The organism is Affinundibacterium flavidum, assembly GCF_014284175.1.
GTDB lineage: Bacteria > Pseudomonadota > Gammaproteobacteria > Burkholderiales > Burkholderiaceae_D > Undibacterium > Undibacterium flavidum.
Genome location: NZ_JACOGA010000010.1, coordinates 108,734 through 130,053, shown reverse-complemented (window position 1 = coordinate 130,053; position 21,320 = coordinate 108,734). Strand labels below are relative to the sequence as shown.

The 21,320-nt window shown below is 45.5% G+C and carries 21 protein-coding genes; 1 reads left to right on the top strand and 20 read right to left on the bottom strand.

Annotated elements, in window-relative coordinates:
• Nucleotides 1–117: 117 nt before the first annotated feature.
• Genes H8K55_RS12130 through H8K55_RS12120 form a run of 3 tightly spaced genes read right to left on the bottom strand, consistent with a single transcriptional unit; the run spans nucleotide 118 to nucleotide 3,674 of the window.
• Complete coding sequence (locus tag H8K55_RS12130) at nucleotides 118–1,635, bottom strand: DUF4407 domain-containing protein (protein WP_186942333.1); 1,518 nt, start codon at nucleotides 1,633–1,635, stop codon at nucleotides 118–120.
• 7 nt (nucleotides 1,636–1,642) lie between these two features.
• The gene (locus H8K55_RS12125; protein WP_186942332.1) at nucleotides 1,643–2,428 is read right to left on the bottom strand and encodes a LytR/AlgR family response regulator transcription factor; all 786 of its coding nucleotides are present in this window, start codon (nucleotides 2,426–2,428) and stop codon (nucleotides 1,643–1,645) included.
• Nucleotide 2,429: 1 nt separating this feature from the next.
• The gene (locus tag H8K55_RS12120) at nucleotides 2,430–3,674 is read right to left on the bottom strand and encodes a sensor histidine kinase (RefSeq protein ID WP_186942331.1); all 1,245 of its coding nucleotides are present in this window, start codon (nucleotides 3,672–3,674) and stop codon (nucleotides 2,430–2,432) included.
• Between the two features lie 223 nt (nucleotides 3,675–3,897).
• Here H8K55_RS12120 and H8K55_RS12115 point away from each other — a divergent pair, with 223 nt between their 5' ends.
• The gene (locus tag H8K55_RS12115) at nucleotides 3,898–4,842 is read left to right on the top strand and encodes an MBL fold metallo-hydrolase (protein WP_186942330.1); all 945 of its coding nucleotides are present in this window, start codon (nucleotides 3,898–3,900) and stop codon (nucleotides 4,840–4,842) included.
• Nucleotides 4,843–4,846: 4 nt separating this feature from the next.
• Here the strand turns inward: H8K55_RS12115 and H8K55_RS12110 are convergent, their stop codons facing one another.
• From H8K55_RS12110 to rpsB, 17 genes are all read right to left on the bottom strand, one after another.
• Nucleotides 4,847–5,371 (bottom strand): energy transducer TonB family protein, encoded by a 525-nt coding sequence (locus tag H8K55_RS12110; RefSeq protein ID WP_186942329.1) that lies wholly within the window; start codon nucleotides 5,369–5,371, stop codon nucleotides 4,847–4,849.
• A 14-nt stretch (nucleotides 5,372–5,385) separates the two neighbouring features.
• Nucleotides 5,386–6,060: an ankyrin repeat domain-containing protein gene (locus H8K55_RS12105; protein ID WP_186942328.1), complete on the bottom strand. Its 675-nt coding sequence runs from the start codon at nucleotides 6,058–6,060 to the stop codon at nucleotides 5,386–5,388.
• Between the two features lie 16 nt (nucleotides 6,061–6,076).
• Nucleotides 6,077–6,862: a TatD family hydrolase gene (locus H8K55_RS12100; protein WP_186942327.1), complete on the bottom strand. Its 786-nt coding sequence runs from the start codon at nucleotides 6,860–6,862 to the stop codon at nucleotides 6,077–6,079.
• 89 nt (nucleotides 6,863–6,951) lie between these two features.
• Entirely contained in the window at nucleotides 6,952–8,100 is a 1,149-nt protein-coding gene (gene lpxB / locus H8K55_RS12095) for a lipid-A-disaccharide synthase (RefSeq protein WP_329605032.1), read from the bottom strand.
• A gap of 19 nt (nucleotides 8,101–8,119) precedes the next feature.
• Nucleotides 8,120–8,911, bottom strand: coding sequence for an acyl-ACP--UDP-N-acetylglucosamine O-acyltransferase (gene lpxA, locus H8K55_RS12090; RefSeq protein WP_186942417.1), 792 nt, complete (start codon nucleotides 8,909–8,911; stop codon nucleotides 8,120–8,122).
• Nucleotides 8,911–9,420 carry a 3-hydroxyacyl-ACP dehydratase FabZ gene (gene fabZ / locus H8K55_RS12085; protein ID WP_186942326.1) on the bottom strand — a complete coding sequence of 170 codons (510 nt, stop codon included), beginning with the start codon at nucleotides 9,418–9,420 and terminating at the stop codon, nucleotides 8,911–8,913. The genes lpxA and fabZ overlap by 1 nt, the downstream gene beginning before the upstream one ends.
• Before the next feature lies 1 nt (nucleotide 9,421).
• The gene (gene lpxD, locus H8K55_RS12080) at nucleotides 9,422–10,516 is read right to left on the bottom strand and encodes a UDP-3-O-(3-hydroxymyristoyl)glucosamine N-acyltransferase (RefSeq protein ID WP_186942325.1); all 1,095 of its coding nucleotides are present in this window, start codon (nucleotides 10,514–10,516) and stop codon (nucleotides 9,422–9,424) included.
• Nucleotides 10,517–10,518: 2 nt separating this feature from the next.
• Entirely contained in the window at nucleotides 10,519–11,037 is a 519-nt protein-coding gene (locus H8K55_RS12075) for an OmpH/Skp family outer membrane protein (protein ID WP_230408585.1), read from the bottom strand.
• 87 nt (nucleotides 11,038–11,124) lie between these two features.
• The gene (bamA, locus tag H8K55_RS12070) at nucleotides 11,125–13,479 is read right to left on the bottom strand and encodes an outer membrane protein assembly factor BamA (RefSeq protein WP_186942324.1); all 2,355 of its coding nucleotides are present in this window, start codon (nucleotides 13,477–13,479) and stop codon (nucleotides 11,125–11,127) included.
• Between the two features lie 71 nt (nucleotides 13,480–13,550).
• Nucleotides 13,551–14,924: an RIP metalloprotease RseP gene (gene rseP / locus H8K55_RS12065; protein WP_186942323.1), complete on the bottom strand. Its 1,374-nt coding sequence runs from the start codon at nucleotides 14,922–14,924 to the stop codon at nucleotides 13,551–13,553.
• A gap of 1 nt (nucleotide 14,925) precedes the next feature.
• The gene (gene ispC / locus H8K55_RS12060) at nucleotides 14,926–16,113 is read right to left on the bottom strand and encodes a 1-deoxy-D-xylulose-5-phosphate reductoisomerase (protein WP_186942322.1); all 1,188 of its coding nucleotides are present in this window, start codon (nucleotides 16,111–16,113) and stop codon (nucleotides 14,926–14,928) included.
• Between the two features lie 69 nt (nucleotides 16,114–16,182).
• Nucleotides 16,183–17,010, bottom strand: a complete 828-nt coding sequence (locus tag H8K55_RS12055; protein WP_186942321.1) for a phosphatidate cytidylyltransferase — start codon at nucleotides 17,008–17,010, stop codon at nucleotides 16,183–16,185.
• 112 nt (nucleotides 17,011–17,122) lie between these two features.
• On the bottom strand, nucleotides 17,123–17,878 hold the full coding sequence (gene uppS, locus H8K55_RS12050) for a polyprenyl diphosphate synthase (RefSeq protein ID WP_186942320.1): 756 nt from the start codon (nucleotides 17,876–17,878) through the stop codon (nucleotides 17,123–17,125).
• A gap of 43 nt (nucleotides 17,879–17,921) precedes the next feature.
• Nucleotides 17,922–18,482 carry a ribosome recycling factor gene (gene frr / locus H8K55_RS12045; protein WP_186942319.1) on the bottom strand — a complete coding sequence of 187 codons (561 nt, stop codon included), beginning with the start codon at nucleotides 18,480–18,482 and terminating at the stop codon, nucleotides 17,922–17,924.
• Between the two features lie 108 nt (nucleotides 18,483–18,590).
• Entirely contained in the window at nucleotides 18,591–19,307 is a 717-nt protein-coding gene (gene pyrH / locus H8K55_RS12040) for a UMP kinase (protein ID WP_186942318.1), read from the bottom strand.
• 199 nt (nucleotides 19,308–19,506) lie between these two features.
• The gene (gene tsf, locus H8K55_RS12035; RefSeq protein ID WP_186942317.1) at nucleotides 19,507–20,388 is read right to left on the bottom strand and encodes a translation elongation factor Ts; all 882 of its coding nucleotides are present in this window, start codon (nucleotides 20,386–20,388) and stop codon (nucleotides 19,507–19,509) included.
• 148 nt (nucleotides 20,389–20,536) lie between these two features.
• On the bottom strand, nucleotides 20,537–21,280 hold the full coding sequence (rpsB, locus tag H8K55_RS12030; protein WP_186889622.1) for a 30S ribosomal protein S2: 744 nt from the start codon (nucleotides 21,278–21,280) through the stop codon (nucleotides 20,537–20,539).
• Nucleotides 21,281–21,320: the final 40 nt, after the last annotated feature.

Below are 21,320 nucleotides of genomic sequence, written 5' to 3'. Positions count from 1 at the left end.
ACTCAATACAAATCTCAGATTGAATTTTCCTGCTGTTCCCGCGAAGAGCCTGTTCCCGACTTAAACATTCGATGGCAAGTTCTTCGCGGATATGACAAACCAGACAGTCAAGCACCATCAAACCTTGACTGCTGATCGCTGCAAACCAGATAGGCTATCCAATATCTTCGTAATCGTTTCTTGCACCATATTCTCAATACGCGGATCAACACTTCCCGCGTTCAAAACACCAGACGCATTCTTCAATTGCTGAATCGCTTCGAGCTGTAACAGATGTAATTTCAATGCTTCGACATTCAAACGCAACTCAGCATCCATTTCTTTTAGTTGCTGATGCAACTGCGTCTCAAGCACTTGCTCCAAACGAACACGTGTTTGCGCCAATTGACCATCATCTGCAAGCCACACCGCTTGCTCACCTTTTGCTTGCATACTCGCTTGCAAGCGTCTGATTGCGATTTGCTCTTGTTGTGTTTGTAGTTGTTCAGCAATCTGATCTTGCGTGGCAATTTCCATACTATTGAATTTCAAATCAACATCGGTCGTCGATGTAAATTTCACTAAAATCGCTACCATTTCAATCGCAAAAAACCAAGTCAACCACCAGATCAATTGAAAACGTCGATTCGCATCATTACGAACTAAATCGGCCACGGCGGCAAAATCAGCAGCAAAACCTGATTGTGCAGCGAGAGTAATTTTTTTCTCTTGCGATTCGCTCAGCGCGATCTCTTTTTGCTTTGCTTCGCCAATATGCGTTTGCACTTGTTTTTGCTCAGCGAGTAGCACTTTCTTCTCGGCGTTTTTCTGTTGTTTCCATTCCAGCAGCTTATTCATCACAACACTGTCGGCGCTTTGACATGGCGCTTTTGCCGCATTCAGCTTTTGATTTAATGCGGCTATCTTCGCATCTAATAAGGCGTCTGGCGTGTTGCTATTTTTCTGCGCCAATAAGGGGCGCAATTGGCGCTGCAAGGCAATATCTGTTTTAGCAAAAGCTTGCCAGCACACTTTGGCTCTTTGTCGATACGCGGCCAAATCAGGTGGTTCACCGGCAAGCAGCAAATCAACTTGTTTAATTGCACCATCCACACGGGTCGCATCATTACGCAATGCTGGCAAACCAACGGCTAATTGCGCAGACTGCATATTATCAATCAAACGCGTCCGCGCCATCTCACCTACTTTGACATCAATTTCAGCGCGATTACTTTCAACAAAGAAGGGATACACCATCGTCGATGCAGATAACAATGCCAGCAATCCGCGCCAGCTTAAGCCGAATAACTTCTTCCACCACGCAGCATCGGCACGGATGCTAATGAGCATTTGCCGTTCTAAACACCATTGAAATGCCGCCCAAATAACTCCTGCAAAAACAGCACCCCACGCCGAGATCGTACTCATAGTCGCGAGCATGTGTCCCATGCCATACCCAGAAAAAATCGCGAAGAAGATTACCAAGGATCCAATACCATAATATTTATGACGGCCGCGCGTAAATCGATATGTACCATGTTGATCACGCTCCTCTAAGACGTCAACTGGCACCGCAGCGGATAGCGCCAGAAAACTCAAGGCGGCACGCCGCCACTGCCAGTGAGATTCTTTGGCAGAATTTGCTGAAACAAGCATGATGACCTCACATATTGCGGAATAAAACCATAAAGGGCTGGCTGACTGTTAAGGTCTCTGGTCGTGTTTTTAATTTGACGATGCCCTTACCTGTATCGTCGCGCGCAATCGAAGCGATCGCTTTCAGATTGACGATGGTGGATCGGTGAATTTGTTTGAAGATATTCGAATCGAGTAATTCTAGTAATTCACGTATGGGTTTGCGTAACAGGGATTCACCTTCCGCCGTCATGACAACTGTGTATTTATTGTCGGCTTTAAAATAAGCAACGTCATCGACCATAATCAATTTGGTTTCTGCTCCTGAGCTGGCGGTCAACCACACCAAGGGCTCGTTTTTCTGAGTACCTTGAAATGCCGTTTGTAAATTCTTGGCGCCACCCAAATTTAATTGTTGCAGCAAACTCGAAACCGCATTGAGGTCTTTCATCGCCCGATTTTGCAAACGTTGCACAGTGGCAGACAAGCGATCATAAGTCACAGGTTTAAGCAGGTAATCCACCGCACCCTTATCGAACGCATCTATCGCATATTGGTCATATGCCGTCACGAAAACAATCTGCGTATGCGGACTACTTTCTTTCATGGCTTCGGCAATTTCTATCCCCGTCAAACCCGGCATGCGAATATCAAGGAAAGCGACATCAGGTTGATTTTCGATGATCGCTTCAAGTGCGCTGGCACCGTCGTCACAGGCGGCGACAATTTCTAAATTCGGCCAAGCTTTATTCAATTGTTCAAGCAAGGCTTCGCGCAACAGACTTTCGTCTTCGGCTACGACACATTTAGGCATCTTATTCTCCCTGCAAAAAACTAGTTGGGACGGTAATCGTCGCAGCCACGCCACTAGGGAAATTCGCGACGATATGGAAGTTAGCGTTATTCCCATAAGCCAGGCGCAAGCGTTCACGTACGTTCCTTAAACCTATACCAGTTCCAGCACCTTCAGCACTAAATCCACGACCATCGTCGGCAATTGTCACGGCCACATTGTTTTCATGCGCACGTGCCAAGATCCAAATCGTACCGCCGCCGGTCTTCGGTTCCAAACCATGCTTAATCGCATTCTCGACCAAGGTTTGCATCATCATAGTTGGGAATAAAACTGGCTTCAAATAATCAGGCACTTCAATCTGAAAATTCAAACGTGAGCCCATACGAATCTTCATGATGTCGAGGTAAGCTTTGGCACGCTCTAACTCAGCACCGATCGTCGATGGTGCGTCTTCGGTTTTGGGTAAGGAATGACGCAAATAGGTGATCAAATTGCCCAACATGATATCGGCACTGGCAGGATCGGAGCGCGTCAATAATTGTGCGCTCGCCAAGGTGTTATACAAAAAATGCGGCTCAACCTGTGCATGTAAGAGATTCAGTTTGGCGACAGTAAGTTCTTTCTCAGTCACCGTTTGTTGAGCGCTCGCTTTTTCTTGTTTGCGACTATCGGCGATACGACGTGAAATCGCGCGCCCCAAGGCTTCTGCATTCTCGAGATTGGTACCGTTATCGACCAAAAACCAATCAGTCCAAGCCGCACGATCAGGCTCACAAATCATCGTGACGCTGCAAATATCCGTACCTGGTGAGACCGTTGCTAAAATTTGATTATTACCACTCTCTAACCAACTAAACAGCCTCGATTCACTCAAGAAATCACTATGATATGGATGAATGCGCTTGACCTTAGCGCGCAGTTGCAAGCTATCAGCCGCACTTTCTACGCGTTCTACGCCCGGCAGTTCTTTAATCGCCGCTTCGATCAACGCAAACGCAGCATTTGCGTCTAATGGGATTTCAATCTGGCGTCGTTGACGATTCGATAAAGTGCTGGCGTTCACATCCATCGTAATCAGGCGTACCCGACGTATATGCGAAAACGCGCCTATCATCGCAAACAAACCAGCACCGATAGGTAGTAATTCGACACCACGAATATGATTGACTCTGAACAGCAACTCCATCAAGGACATTAGTACAAAGAAAACCGCGAAGCCCCAACCGAAAGTGATGCGCGCAATAAAGAAAAGACTGGTTAACATTTTATTCTCCGTGGATTAGATGTTGCTCAGCATAAGCAAGCATCCAATAAAGTTCGCGTATTATCCGATGAAAGACAAAAAATAGAGACAAAACCTGTGATTTCTGGAGTAAAAATGCGCAATTGAATTACTGCGACATTCAGATTGTCAGAGCATATTTCATACAGATAATCTATGGCATGATGCAAGTTATCTTTACCGCAATTTAATTACTTTCTTCGCTATGAAATCACGCCGTCAATTTTTGCAGCACACAGCCCTTGCAACCGGCATGACTTTGCTGTCTCAAGCCGGATTCGCCAACGCCCCAGCGGCACCGGGAATGCGATTAATACTATTGGGAACTGCGGGCGGACCAACTCCTAAGAAAAATCGTGCTGCACCCGCACAGATGATACTCATCGATGGCGAAGCTTACGTGATCGACTGTGGCAACGGCCTTGCGCAACAAATCATCAAAGCAGGCATCAAGTTATCTGCGATACGCCATGTATTTTTGACCCATCATCACTCCGATCACAATGCCGACTATGGCAATTTGATGCTGCTAGCATGGGCAGCAGATCTCGACCATCGTATCGATACTTACGGACCTGCGCCGATAAAACGCATGACACAGCAATTCTTAGCGTTGAATGAATTTGACATTAAGACTCGCATACAGGATGAAGGTCGACACCCACTCAAGTCTTTGATTGTTCCGCACGAGCTCAAGGACGGAGGTCTTGTTATGCAAAATCAACAGGTAAAAGTCACTGCAGCGCAAGTCGTACATCCACCAGTGACGCCTGCATTTGCTTACCGGTTTGAGCATCAGGGAAAATCTATTGTAATTTCTGGCGATACTAGTTATTCAGAAAATCTGGTGCGCTTGGCACAAGGTGCTGACGTATTAGTGCATGAAATTATGCATACACCATCCCTAGATCAACTACTCGCTACCGAACCCAATGCGACGCGCTTGAAAGAACATTTGCTTGCCAGTCATAGCACAGCAGAACAAGTTGGACGTGTTGCGACCGCAGCGAAGGTAAAGAAACTCGTGTTATCGCATTTTGTTCCCGGCGGCTACCCTTATTTGGATGATAGCGTGTGGCTCAATGCGGTGCGTCCTTATTTCGACGGCGAAATCCTAGTCGGAAGTGATTTGATGGAAATACAAGTCTAGTCACTCACTGATTTGCTTGTGGCAAAGCGATAGTCCTTAATTGAAAACGTCCATCCGAATTAAACAACCAAGTTTCAACCATATCGAGCTTACCCTGTTTCAAGAGTAGTGCTGACGGCATTGGAAATGGCTGTGCATTGACTAAGCTGGATAAAGCGCTTGTTTCCGTTTCCCTGTCCTTATTGCTTCGTACGATGGCTTTACTAAGTAAATGCCCATGTGCATCCAAAGTAAATCTCAACACGATCACCGAACGTAACAAGGCTTGTGGATTGCCGGTATAGATCTTCGCCGCATTGACACGGGACAGATGTGTGGCAAATTCAAGTTGGTAGGCAACTAAGGTTTTTGCATTGGATTTCACATTGGGCTTCACTATCGCCGGTTGATCAGAGTTACTATCTATTTTTCCTAGCGCTTTTAGCTTGTCGATCGAAGTATCAGACTTCAATGTATCGGTCTTAGGAGCACCACAAGCTGTCGATAACAAGCTTAGAATCAACAGAAATCGGCGCAATTTAGAGTTCATCGCAATCCACAAATTTATTTGCGTTCCGTTGCTCTTGCCTGCATCAATTCTTTTAACATCGCGGCAATCTCACGCCGTTCAGATTCCACTGCGAAATCGTAAGCAGTCCAGCCCAGCATATTTTTTAAAGAAATATCCGCACCTTCAGCAATCAGAAATCTAACCATGCTCATTTCGCCTCGGCGCGCTGCTAGCATGATGGGCGTGGTCTTATTTGGCGTCTCAGCATCTATGTAGGCATAGTGCGCTATCAGTAATTCGACGATATCAAGATTGCCGACAACCGCTGCATAATGCAATGCGGTCCAACCTTGTTGATTGACTTGCGCACCGGCATCAATGAGGCGCTGTACCGTGTCTTTTTGTTCGAGGTAGGCAGCCAACATAATCGCTGTATCGCCATTCTTTGCGCGTTGATCGAGTTGAATTTTTGGATGCTGTAGCAAGTACTCAAAAACTCGTTGTGAGTTTTCTCGTACGCTGATCATCAATAAAGTTTCGCCACGATCTGTTTCTGCGAGATTAATATCGCCTTGCTGCTCTGCGTGTTTTTTGATGGCACTGACATCGTCAAATCTGGCAGCGCGAATAATTTGTTCTGCGACAGAAAATGATGACGATTGCGCCCATGACATTGGCGCGAAGAGCAGTAATGAAATCCAAACCGTAAAGAAGCTCAAGTAGCGCATGGATTTTTCTTCTGCCTTAATTTTTTTGTGCAAACTGAAAGAGATCGAAAAAATTTTTCGTCGTTTGTTCCTGCACCTGCGCCAACGGCAATTGTTTTAGGTCCGCTAAAAATTCACCGACATGTTTCACAAAACTCGGTTCATTCATTTTGCCGCGATGTGGAGCCGGCGCGAGATACGGCGAATCAGTTTCTATCAAGATACGCTCGATTGGCAAGGCTTTCGCCACAGCCTGTAAATCTTTCGCGCTTTTGAATGTCAAAATACCAGAGAAGGAAATATAAAAGCCCATCTCAACCGCTGCCTGCGCAACTTCCAAAGACTCAGTAAAGCAATGCATGACGCCCGCGACGCCGCCTTGATCGGTACCCGCGCCCTCTTCCCGCATAATTCGTATCGTATCTTCCGACGCCGCACGGGTATGAATAATCAAGGGTTTGCGACTCAAACGCGATGCCCGGATATGTTGGCGAAAACGTTCACGCTGCCATTCCAAATCGCCCTTAAGTCGAAAATAATCTAAGCCTGTTTCGCCAATCGCGATGATCTTAGGATGTTGCGATAATTCGACCAAACGCTCAGCACTAGGATCTTCTGTATCTTCATAATCAGGATGCACCCCAACTGAAGCGTAAATATGCGGATACTGTTCAGCCAAAGCCAAAACCTGCGGAAAATCAGGCAAATCGACTGAAACGCACAGCGCATAAGTCACACCATTGTCTTCCATGCGTTGCAACAATTCAGGCATACGTGCTGCCAACTCGGGAAAATTAATATGACAGTGTGAGTCGATATACATGATGAAAAACTTCCAGCTGAATTTGAACACCAATTAAAATGTTATGTTCAACAATGTGAAAAACGCTTAAGCGTGCTTAAGCGAATAACTTAGCGATGGTGAATAAGATTGAGTACCGCCTGCGCAGAGATGCCAGCGGTGTCACGCAGCAATTCGTGATGCATGTCGGTAAATCGCTGCTTTAAACGCTTTTGCAATGCTACATCATTGAGTTGCTGCCAAAGCGCATCTGCCATATTTTGCGGCGTCGCTGCGGATTGCAAAAATTCCGGCACCAAAAAATCTTCTGCCATAATATTTGGCAAACCTATCCATGGCTGATAGCCCATGTGCTTTAAAACATGCCAGGATGCCGCCATCATTTTGTAAGCGATGACCATCGGTTTCTTAAATAATGCTACTTCCAGCGATGCCGTTCCCGATGCCACCAATACGACATCTGCAGCCGCAATCGCGGTGTGTGATTTGCCTTCCATCAGTAAAATTGGCACTTCATCTAACTGCGCTGCCAAGACTAATTCCGAATAGTAAGCACGTTGTTTGGTTCCGACCATAGGCACCAAAAACTGCAGATGTGGGTCGCGTTGCAAGAGCAATTTAGCGGTTGCGATAAACGCAGCCGTATTGTATTTAATCTCCGACATGCGACTGCCCGGCAGTATCGTCACAACGCGAGCATCTAACTCTAAACCGAGCTCTTCTCGCGCTGCCTCAACATCTGGCTCCATAGCAATCACTTGCGCTAAAGGGTGGCCAACATAGGTCGCAGGAATGCCTGCTTTACGATAAATTTCTTCTTCAAAAGGAAAGATCACCAACATGTGCGAAACCGCTTCAGCAATCTTCTTGATCCTGCCACCACGCCATGCCCAAATGGACGGGCTAATGTAATGCATAGTCGGAATGCCTGCGCGCTTGAGTTGAACTTCCAAAGCCAAATTAAAATCAGGCGCATCGACACCAATAAACACATCAGGCTTTTCATCCAATAATTGCGCCATCAATTGTTTACGAATGCCAGAGATCTCACGATAATGCCGCAAGACTTCAAACAGGCCACGGACCGAGAGTTTTTCCATAGGAAAATCGCTCTGAAATCCATATTCCGCCATGTGCTTACCACCTATCCCGTGCATCAAAGACTCAGGCAATTGCGGACGCAAGCCCGATAACAAACGGGCTGCTAACATATCGCCAGAGGTTTCTCCGGCGACCATAGAGATGATGGGTCGAGTCACAATAATTGATACACGGTGATTAACGCACAATACCGCGCGTAGACGTATCAAGGAATTGGCGGAACGAAGAAATGTGTTCAGCGATTTCAGCCGTTTGCGCTGCTATTTCCTTATCCAGCTCAGCTTTTGCTTCGTCCAAAGTCAAACCCGATTTGTATAAAGTTTTGTACGCCTGACGTATCGCAGAAATTTGCTCGCGGCTAAAGCCACGACGCTTCAAGCCTTCGATATTGATACCGTGCGCTGCCGCAGGATTGCCATTCAAGATCACAAACGGCGGCACATCTTGCGTCAAGCTAGTGCTCATACCGACCATCGCATGTGCTCCGATTTTGCAGAATTGATGCACATTCGAAAAGCCACCGAGAATCACCCAATCGCCGATATGGACATGCCCCGCCAAGGCCGCATTGTTGGCAAAAATCGTGCGATTACCGACGTGGCAATCATGGGCGATATGCACATAAGCCATAATCCAGTTATCGCTACCGACCCGCGTAACACCACCGTCCTGCACGGTACCCAGATTGAAGGTACAAAATTCACGCACGACATTGCGGTCACCGATTTCTAGCAGCGTTGGCTCGCCCGCATATTTCTTGTCTTGCGGAGCCGCCCCTATCGATGAAAATTGAAAGAACTGATTATCTTTACCGATGGTCGTATGGCCTTCAATCACCACATGTGGACCTATCTTGGTACCGGCATCGATACGCACATTTGGACCAATAATTGAATAGGCACCGACTTCGACACTGGAATCGAGTTGTGCTTTTGGATCAATGATTGCGGTGGAATGAATAGCCATGATTATGCTCCTGTAGGAGTTTCGCCAGAAGTTGCCGCTGCTGGCTTTACGTCGTCGCCAGTACTGCGTAAAGTACACATCAATTCGGCTTCTACCGCCAATTGACCATCGACTGTTGCTACCGCTTTGTATTTCCAAATGCCACGTGCCACACGCAAAATTTCTACGTCCATTTTTAACTGATCGCCAGGACCCACTGGACGCTTGAAGCGAACATTATCAATACCGACAAAATACACAATCGTATTTTCATCTGGCTTTTTGCCCATCGTCAGAAATGACAAAATCGCCGCAGTCTGCGCCATCGCCTCAACCATCAAAACACCAGGCATCACAGGTTTATTCGGGAAGTGTCCATTGAAGAATTCTTCATTAGCTGTGACATTCTTGATAGCGGTAATTGTTTTACCACTTTCCCAAGTCAACACACGATCAACCAACAACATCGGATAGCGATGTGGCAGATATTGTTTGATCTGATTAATGTCTAGGGTTTTGTCGATATTTTCCATACTATTCTTCTGAGTTAGAGGTATTTAAATCTTGAATTAATGTAGTAGACACCTGTGCTTTAACTGTCTTCTCTAGTTGCTTAAGCTTATCGCGCATACTGTCGAGATTGCGTACAATGACGGCTGTTTTTTCCCAATCAGCATTCTTCGCCAAAGGATAAAAACCTGTGTATTGTCCTGGTTCATGAATTGAACGAGACACCATACTGCCGGAAGAGATATGCACATTATCGGCGATGGTCAAATGACCCAAGACCATGGCAGCACCTCCAAAAGTGCAATTCTTGCCGATCTTGGCACTACCGGCTACGCCAACGCAACCCGCCATTGCGGTATTTTCACCAATATGGCAGTTGTGACCGATTTGAATTTGATTGTCGAGTTTGACACCATTTTCGATAATGGTATCGGCCAAGGCACCGCGATCTATACTGGTATTCGCACCGATCTCAACATCATCACCGATCACTACACGACCAGTTTGTGGGATTTTAATCCACTTGCCTTTTTCATTCGCGAAACCAAAACCATCCGCACCAATCACTGCACCAGAATGAATGATGCAACGCTGTCCGATAATGCAATCATTATAAATACTGACATTCGCATTGATTTGACTGTCTTCACCAATCACCACACCACGACCGACTGAAACACCCGCAGCGATGACTACGTGTTCACCAATAAGCGCACCAGCCTCAATCGATACATGCGCAGCAATACTCGCAGTCGCTGCAACTTCTGCTTGCGAACTGACCCATGCTGACGGATGAATACCTTGTGGGGCGGCGACAGAATTTAAATCAAAAAAATACTGTGCAGCTTTGGCAAAATACACATAAGGGTTTGCTGTGATAATGCGCGCGCCTTGATAGGCGTCAGCGATCTGCTGATGATCTTGTTCAGACAAAATCAAAGCGATCGCCTGCGTTTTCTCCGCTTGCGATCTGAATTTGGAATTTGAGAGGAAGGTGATATGACGATCGCTCGCATCACTTAATGGGGCAATGCCGACGACCTGAATATCAGGATTACCAATTAACTGACCACCGAAGCGATCGACTAACTCCCCTAGTCGAATGCTTTTATTTGTCATTTTTATTTGGAAAGTGCTTTCAGTACTTTATCTGTAATGTCGATGCGTGGATTCACGTAAGAGGCGTCTTGGACCACGATATCAATTTTTTCTGCTTCGGCAATTTGACGAACGATTTTCAAAGCGCGCTCACCTAAAGCAATCGCTTCTTCTTGACGACGTTGTGCCAAATCTTCATTGTAAATACGTTGCTTACGATTGAAATCTTGATCCATTTCAGTCAGTTCACGCTGACGACGCAAACGTTCGCTTTCGGATAAGGATGGCGCATCTTTTTCGTATTTACGATAGGCAGTACGGAAACGATCATTGACTTCGTCGAGTTCCTTTTTACGCTTAGAGAACTCTTGCTCTATGCGTGAAGAGGCTATCTTCGCAGGCACGGACTCATCTAAGACACGCTGTCCGTTAAAAAATGCAATTTTAAAATCCTGCGCTTGAACTTGTGCAAAAGCAAACAAAGAAGCTGCGCCTAGCAAAAAATTGCGCATGAATTTGGACGGATTAGATAGCTGACTCAAAATATTCTCCAGATTACAAACTTCAACTTACCAACAAGCAACTACAAGCAACTGACAAGCACATCGGAAACAAAAATATAGACAAATTTAGAACCCTGTTCCCATGGTGAACTGGAAGCCCTGACGTCGATCTTCTGGCTTAGCGTTTAAGGCCTTACCGAAACTCAACTTCAGCGGTCCCATTGGGGAAATCCAGCTAATACCCATACCAACAGATGTTCGCATATCTTGCGCACGAATCTTCTGACCTTCATCAAACACATTACCAACGTCGAAGAAAGTGAACCAACGTAAGGATTTATCGGCACCTGGGAATGGAATCTGTAATTCTACATTACCTACCACGCGGGTAGAGCCACCCAGCGTATCGCCACGTGGGTCTTTTGTTCCTAAAGAGCCAGGTTCATAGCCGCGAACAGAACCAATGCCACCAGCATAAAAGTTTTTAAATACCGGATATGGTTTGCCAGCTAAACCATGACCATAGTTAATCTCACCATTCATCGCCAAAATTACTGAGCGATAGATAGGCTTAAAGTACTCGTGTTTATAGATAGCGCGGTAATACTTGAACTCGCCATAGGCAGATAGTTCAAAATTAATCCTTTGATAACGACCAATCGATGGCGTCATGACATTATCACGACTGTCACGTTGCCATGCCACTGATAAAGGAATTGAATCGTTGGTAGCAGTACCCACACCCCACAAAGCATTAGTCGGATCTTTGATGATATCTTTACCGCCAAAGTCAGCAACATACTTCAAGTAACGATACGGACTATCGGTATAAGTATCAATTTTAGAACGTTCTAAACCAATACCAAAAAATACTGTATCTAATTCAGAAAACGGAATACCGTAACGAATATTGCCGCCAGAAGATTGAATACGGTAGTAACCATACGAACCTATCGGTGGCAATGAGGTACGAATATAAGCGTCAATACTACGGCTAATACCATCATCGGTTACGTAAGGATCAACGTGGGTTAAGGCAATCGTACGATTGTACTTACTGGTATTGATGTCAAGACCAATAGTATCGCCACTACCGAAGGCATTGACTTGCTGAATCGAGCCTGTAATCGTAATTTTCTCGGCGCTGGAGTAACCAGCACCAATCATGATGTTACCAGTCGGCTTTTCGGTCACCGTTAAATTGACATCAACCTGATCGATACTCGTGGGCACCTCTGGTGTATCGACCGTAACTTCTTTAAAGAAACCTAAATACTCAACGCGATCACGTGAGACTTTGATTTTTTCACCGTCATACCATGAGCCTTCAAACTGTCTGAATTCGCGACGAATAACTTCATCACGAGTACGTGTATTGCCCGCCAGATTAATACGGCGTACATAAACGCGTTTACCCGGATCAACAAAAATTGTGAAGGCGACTTCTTTCTTTTCTTTGTCCACTAAAGGATTCGCTACCACATTCGCAAATGCGTAACCGAAATTGCCCATGCGATCAGAGATACGTTTCGTACTTGCGGTCAGCAAACCAGCGTTATAGGTTTCATTTTTCTTGAGTAACATGAGAGAAGCGAGTTCTTCTTCACGTCCAAAAGTGTCACCTTCAATTTTGACGTCCGTGACTTTATATTTGTCACCTTCATCAATATTCAGCGTGATATAAACTTGTTTTTTATCTGGCGTAATCGAGATTTGCGTTGATGTTACCTGCATTTCCAGATAGCCACGATTTTGATAAAACGAACGTATCGTTTCCACGTCACCGGACAATTTTTGCTTTGAATACTGATCAGCTTTGGAATACCAGCTAAACCAGGTTGGTGTACTCAAGGCCAGCATTTCTTTCAATTCACCGTCAGAAAATGCTTTATTGCCGATAATATTAATTTGCGCGATCTTCGCAACATCGCCTTCATCCACAGCGAAAGTCACATTCACACGATTACGTTCAATAGGAGTAATCGTAGTCGTGATTTGTGCGCCGTATAGGCCACGTGACAAATATTGTTTTTTTAATTCTTGTTCAGCACGATCGACTGTCGCCTTATCAAAAATACGGGTTTCACCAACACCGATATCTTTTAAGGCTTTGACCAATTGATCTTTTTCAAATTCTTTGGTGCCAGTGAAATCCACTGTTGAAATAGTTGGACGCTCATCCAACAAGACAACGAGTACACCATCTTCGACTTCAATTTGTACGTCTTTAAAGAAACCAGTCGCAAACAATGCTTTGATCGCAGCGATACTTTTTGCATCGTTAAATACTTCACCGACGCGTACTGGTAAATAACTAAATACTGTACCAGCTTCTGTTCTTTGTAAGCCTTCAACACGAATTTCTTTAACCGTAAAAGGTTCTATTGCAAAAGCATGACCGGAACACAAAGCTAAAGCGGCTGTGGCGAGGAGGTGGCGAGGAAATGCTGGCAAAGTTAAATTCTCTAATGGTAATTTCATTGGGGTTTTTTCAGTCTCAATATTTCTACTTGATTGCAATTTCTACAATACAACTATAGTTAACTTGCGTATTATGACATCTGTCGGACGATATCATTAAAAAAAGCAACAAGCATTAAACACAACAGCACAGTTAGCCCTCCTCGCTGCGCCATCTCTACATATTTCTCCGGGATTGGTTTCCCAATTAAAACTTCCAGCGAATAATACAACAAATGCCCCCCATCTAACACAGGTATAGGCAGCAAATTCATCACTCCCAGACTAATACTAATCAAAGCAATGAATTGTAAGTAGGTGAGCCAGCCAGCTCTAGCAGTTTGTCCTGCAAAATCCGCAATCGTAATTGGCCCCGTAATATTGCGCCAAGATACTTCACCAATTAATATCTTGCCTATCATTTTTACGGTTAATACACTGGTATCCCAAGTACGAATCACGCCACGATAAAGTGATTCCGGGGCTGAATACGATAAGCTAGTCATCTGTAAATCTGATTGCGGCGCTACCTGCACGCGCCCTATCGTCTTGCCATTTTCACTCACAGCTTCGGGAGTCACCAGTACTTCAAATTCTTGCCCTGAACCGTGCACTAACATCGTCAACGGTTTATTCGGAGATGCGTTGACGATGTCGCGGAAAGCCTGACTATCCAACACCGGTTGCTGATCAATTTGAACAATCTGATCGCCCGCTTTCAAACCTGCTTTACTCGCAGGTCCACCTTGTACAACTTCTTTTAAAATCGCCGCTGGGCGAAAAAATTCCATGCCCATTTTTTGCAAAAAATTCGCTTCGAAATCTGCCTGATTAAGCCTTGTCAAAGGCAGCTTGAATTCCAAATGATCTTCGCTTGTACTACGATCAGTATTTTTGCGCGCCACTTGTACTCGTACATCTTGCTTATCCATACCTGCTTGCAGCAGTTTCCAATGCATGTCTGACCAAGATTGCACTGTCTCACCATTAATCGTCTGTATCGTGTCTCCATGACGCAAACCGGCTTGATAAGCGATTGACGAGTCCGACGCTACACGAATCTTAGCAATTGGATCAGGAGTACCGTGCATGAACAAAGCAGAAAACAAAATGATCGCCAACACAAAATTAAAAACTGGCCCCGCGGCAACGATGGCTATTCTTCGCCAGACAGACTTTTTGGAAAAGTCTCCCGCAAGATCTGCCGCGCTTGGCGTGGCATTGTCGATTTCGCGCGAATCATAAAACTTCACGTAACCACCTAATGGAATAGCCGAAAGTGTCCATTCAGTTTCGCTATTACCAAATTTTTTGATCCACAATGGTTTGCCAATACCAACTGAAAAGCGCAGCACGCGCACACCGCATAGTCGTGCCACCCAGAAATGACCGAGCTCATGAAAGATAATCAGGATGCCGAGGGCGAATACAAATGACAGCATGGTTTGCAAGAAGTGTCCGCCCATCTCAAACCTCACGCTTAGCGACAAAATCCGAAGCGACACGTCGCGCTTGCTGATCGATTTCAAGAATAGAGTCAAGCGCATTCAAAGCTTGCGATGCAATCTTCCCTAAAGTATCGGCGACCACTTTTTCTATGTCCATAAATCCCAATTGCGCGTTCAAGAAGGCTTCAACTGCAATTTCATTGGCAGCATTCAAAATCGTCGGGGCCGAACCGCCAGCCCGCAGAGCGTCATAAGCCAGACGCAAACAAGGGAAGCGTTCAAAGTCGGGTTTAAAGAAATTTAATTGCAAGAACTGACTCAGGTCCAATGCTTCAACTCCAGAAGCGATGCGCTCTGGATACGCCAAGCCGTAGGCAATTGGCGTACGCATATCAGGATTACCTAATTGCGCTAACAATGAACCGTCCACATACGAGACCATGGAATGAATCAAACTTTGCGGATGAATCAGAACATCGATTTTATCGGCTGGCGCACCAAACAACCAATGGGCTTCGATAACCTCTAAGCCTTTGTTCATCATCGTGGCGGAGTCAACGGAGATTTTACGTCCCATCACCCAATTCGGATGCGCAATCGCTTCTGCTGCCGTTACTTGCGCTAAGGTAGAAATATCACGTTTCAGGAAAGGGCCGCCAGAAGCAGTTAAGACAATCTTAGCTATCCCCCCTGCATCCAAATTTCTCTGATATCCATGTGGCAAGCATTGAAAAATGGCATTGTGCTCGCTATCAATCGGCAATAAGGTCGCACCACTCTTCGCCACCGCATCGATAAACAATTGCCCTGACATCACCAAGGCTTCTTTGTTCGCCAATAAGATACGCTTACCGGACTGAGCAGCCGCGAGCGATGCAGGCAGACCAGCCGCACCGACGATCGCGGCCATCACGACATCACAATCGTTGGCGCTTGCGACTTCACATAAAGCCGATGCACCATGTAAGACTTGCGTTTTTGAAGAAAACTGCGCCAACAAGTCACGCAACTCCTGCGCCAGTGGAGCATTAGCCACCACCGCAAACTGCGGCTCGAATTGCTGGCATTGCGATGCTAACTTACGGATTTGTGTATGGGCAGTCAATGCAAAAACTTGATAACGCTCGGGATGGCGCGCAAGCACATCCAACGTCGAGACACCGATAGACCCGGTCGATCCTAAAATACAGATTCTTTGTTTTTGCATACGATTCGACAAGTCTGATTGTGCGTGTGATTAAGCGCTTGATTAAGCGTCTGATGATGCTAGGAAAACTTATGCCAGATTCCAGATAGCGACAAACATCGCGGCCAAGGGCAACACGGGAATCAACGCGTCGATTCTATCTAAGACACCGCCGTGACCGGGCAAAAGATTGCTACTGTCTTTCATACCGATACGACGTTTGAGCAAAGACTCGAACAAGTCACCAATCACGCTTGCGGCGGAAATCAAGAGCATGACCAAAGCCAAGCCTATCGGGCCTTGATGCGCATAAATTTTAGCGGGCAATGTATCGGCAAGCGTAGGCGTCAAAGCGCATGCCACACCGAACAACAGCACCAATACGCCACCGCCAATAGCACCTTCCCATGATTTCCCAGGAGAGATCGTAGGCGCTAATTTTCTTTTCCCTATCGCTTTACCAACGAAATAGGCTCCAATATCGGCAATCCACACCAACACCAACACCGACAACAAGAGCTTCGCAGATTTTCCAAACAAATAACTCATAGCGACAAAGCAACCAAAGATCGCAACTGCATACACGCCACTAATCAAGCCACTGGCAAAGCTAGTAAGACTTGGCAAACCAAACTTTAGACTAGGAATTAAGCCAAAGATCCAAAACAGTACACACAGCGTAAACAAAGTTTGCAATGAGAAACTGGTATTTTGTAGCGTCAAATACGCAAACGCCAAAGCCCACACTGCGGAAATAATGATCGCACCAGGCTTATTAAATAGGCGCTGACTTTCCCACATTGCAGCACCCAGAAAAAGTGCCGCAGCAGCGGCAAAAGCCAAACTCGACCCAGAAAATACGATGGGCACCAAAATAGACAACAACACGATGGCTGTAATAATTCTTGTTTTAAGCATGAGAGTTATCCGTGGTGAGTAGATCGATATGCGAGTCGAAAAGAAATCTAAAAGTGCCAAGAGTACGTTAATGAGTCAGGCGGCATTTCAGCAAACTAATTCAGAAATCTGATTAAGCTTGCGTATTGTCGAGTAACTGCGCGCTGGTTCTGCCGAATCGCCGTTCACGCGATTGATAAGACGCAATTGCTTCATCCAAAGATTTGCCATTAAAGTCGGGCCAAAACGTATCTGTAAAAAACAGCTCCGTATAAGCCAATTGCCACAACAAGAAATTGGAAATACGTGTTTCGCCACCAGTACGAATAAACAAATCTGGTTCAGGCGCATACGCCATCGACAATTGTGACTCCAGCATTTCTTCGGTAATTTCTGCTGCAGCTAGCCCGTCAGAAGTCAATTTATTCACAGCCTGAACGATATCCCAGCGACCACCGTAATTAGCGCAGATTGTCACCGTTAAGCGAGTATTCTCCGCAGTCAATTCTTGCGCCTGCTGTATGGCTTCTTGCAACGGAAGATCAAAACGTGACAGGTCGCCGACAATTTTCAAACGAATATTATTGTCATGCATCTTTTTAACTTCTTTTTCCAAAGCAGTGACAAACAGACGCATCAACAAGGACACTTCGTCAGCAGGACGTCGCCAGTTCTCAGAACTAAAGGCGAACAAAGTCAAAAATTTAATATCGCGTTTGATACAGGCTTCAACGATGCCACGCACTGCATCAACGCCTTTAACATGACCTGCAACACGTGGTAAGAAGCGCTTGGTAGCCCAACGCCCATTGCCATCCATAATAATGGCAATGTGTTTCGGCATCAGTCCCGCATCAGGGACTGTTTTCGTTGAGCTTGAATGATTCATGAAACTCCGGGATTGGATAAAAAAGAAGAGAAGATGCCGAAGCTTAAACGGTCAACACTTCTTTTTCTTTTTCAGCCAAAAGCTTGTCCACTTCTGCAACAAACTTATCTGTCAATTTTTGAATATCATCTTGCGCACGACGCTCATCATCTTCAGAAATATCTTTATCTTTCAAAAGTTTTTTCAATGACTCATTCGCATCACGGCGGATATTACGCACAGCGATTTTAGCGTCTTCACCTTCCGTCTTAACCAGCTTCACCATTTCTTTACGACGTTCTTCAGTCAGCGGTGGCGTTGGCACACGAATCAAATCGCCTTGTGACGCTGGGTTTAAACCCAAATCAGATTCACGGATCGCTTTTTCGATCACGTTTAACATTTTCTTTTCCCACGGCTGTACACCGATGGTACGAGAATCGATCAAAGTGATGTTGGCGACTTGCGAGATATTCGTCGGTGAACCGTAGTAATCCACCATCACGTGATCCAGAATACCTGGATGAGCACGGCCGGTACGAACCTTGGATAAATCCGCTTTCAAGGTTTCAATAGATTTTTGCATGCGCTGATCGGCGCTACTTTTAACACTGGCAACTGTCATGATTTACTCCTGAACTAAATGAGAATGAGAGCTTACGCTCTCATTGACCTCAAAACAAATTAAGTTTGGTGAATCAGTAAAGATCACCTTGCAATCCGAAACCGCGCATTATACGTGGACTAAGGTACCTTCGTCTCCACCCATAATCAGATTTTTCAAAGCACCCGGCTTAACGATAGAGAATACTTTAATCGGCAACTTCTGATCACGACATAAAGCGAAGGCTGTTGCGTCCATGACTTGCAAATGACGCGAAATCGCTTCGTCGAAAGAAATAGTTGTGTAACGAGTCGCGGTTGGGTCTTTTTTCGGGTCTGCTGTATAGACGCCGTCAACTTTGGTGGCTTTCAAGACTAATTCAGCACCGATTTCCGAGCCACGTAAGGCGGCCGCAGTGTCCGTAGTGAAGAAGGGGTTGCCTGTGCCAGCAGCAAAAATGACAACCTTCCCTTCCTCCAAATATTGCAAAGCTTTAGGACGTACATAAGGCTCAACCACTTGTTCAATCGCGATAGCAGACATGACGCGCGCAGTGATACCAACCTGACGCATAGCATCGCCCAAAGCAAGGGAATTCATCACCGTGGCCAGCATCCCCATGTAATCAGCTGTCGCCCTATCCATGCCTTGCGCGCCAGGCGCAACGCCGCGGAAAATATTACCACCGCCAATTACGATGGCTAATTCAACACCCATACGGGAAATTTCGGCGACATCAGCCACCATACGCTCAATGGTAGCGCGATTGATGCCGTAGGCATCATCACCCATTAAAGCCTCACCAGAGAGTTTTAAAAGCACACGCTTATAAGCTGGTTTAGTCACGATCTGGGCTCCTTTAAAGTTGGGAAGACATTATTGCAAAAATTCTGTGAGGTCAACTCTGATTCTAAAAACCAAAGAAAAGTCTCGGTGTAAAACACTTGCGATAATCGCTTGCACTGGCAAGATTCTTTATTTATAGCATTACAAACACGGCTCTTAAAAAAACGGGCCTTGCGGCCCGTTTTCTTTTTGAGTCTGCTTACGCTTGTTTAGCAGCAGCAACTTGCGCCGCCACTTCAGCAGCGAAGTCATCTTGCTTCTTCTCAATGCCTTCACCAACGACGAACATCGTAAATGCTTTTACAGATGCGCCAGCAGCTTGCAACATTTGCTCAACTGTTTGCTTGTCGTTTTTGACGAATGGTTGATTCAACAAAGAAACTTCTTTCAAGAACTTCTGGATAGAACCTTCTACCATCTTCGTAACGATGTCAGCTGGCTTACCAGATTCGGCTGCCTTCAAAGAAGCAACTGAACGCTCTTTTTCGATCAATTCTGCAGGAACTTGTTCGATAGACAAAGATACTGGCTTCATCGCTGCGATGTGCATCGCTACGTCTTTACCGATTTGCTCATCAGCCGCGTCAAATTCAACAACTACGCCGATACGTGTACCGTGCAGGTATGAAGTCACTTTAGCTGCAGATTCAAAACGTTGGAAACGGCGGATAGACATGTTTTCACCGATCTTACCGATCAAACCAGCACGAATGCTTTCTACTGTACCATCTTCCAATGGCAATGCTGCCAATGCTGCCAAATCCGCTGGATTTGCTTCAGCGATCAATTTCGCTACTTTATTTGCGAAAGCGATGAAATCATCATTCTTAGTCACGAAGTCAGTTTCACAGTTAACTTCAACCAATGAACCAACACCACCAGAGATGAAAGATGCCACTACACCTTCAGCTGTAATACGGGAAGCCGCTTTAGAAGCTTTGCTACCCAATTTAACGCGCAAAATCTCTTCCGCACGTTCCATATCACCTTCAGCTTCCGTCAATGCTTTTTTGCATTCCATCATTGGCGCGTCTGTCTTTGCACGTAATTCGCCTACCATCGCTGCTGTAATTGCTGCCATGTTTCTCTCCTAATTCATTGCATCACAAGATGCACATTTCAATATAAATTCGATTTAAAAAAAGGGGCAAACACGCGTTGGCCCCTTTTTACTTTTTCAAACACCGCGCTTAATTTTCAAAAAACTTCGAAAAAGCTACGGCGTGAAATTAAGCCTGTTCTACTTCAACAAACTCATCGCTTGGCTTAATAGCTTCAAGCACTTCATTCACTGCATTTGCACGGCCTTCCAAAATTGCATCTGCTACGCCACGAGCGTACAAAGCAATCGCTTTAGAAGAGTCATCATTACCAGGAATGATGTAAGTAACGCCAGCTGGAGAATGGTTAGTATCAACTACGCCAATCACTGGGATACCCAATTTAGCTGCCTCAGTGATCGCGCCTTTGTGGTAACCAACGTCAACCACGAAAATTGCATCAGGAACGCCGCCCATATCTTTAATACCGCCGATAGATTTTTGCAACTTGATCATTTCACGTTGGAACATCAAGCCTTCTTTTTTCGACAATTTTTCTACAGAACCATCTTGCACAGATGCTTCCATATCTTTCAAACGTTTGATAGATGTTTTAACTGTTTTAAAGTTAGTCAACATACCACCCAGCCAACGTTGATCAACGAAAGGCATACCAGCACGGTTTGCTTCTGCAGCGATCAATTCGCGTGCTTGGCGCTTAGTACCAACCATCAAAACCGTACCACGGTTAGAGGACAATTGGCGGATGAATTTCATCGCTTCTTGATACATCGCCAATGTTTTTTCCAAATTCATGATATGGATTTTATTGCGATGACCGAAGATGTACGGTGCCATTTTTGGATTCCAAAAACGGGTTTGGTGACCGAAATGAACACCAGCTTCTAGCATTTCACGCATTGTTACAGACATAATAACTCCAGGGTTAGGTCTTGAACCGAGTCAGTGATTC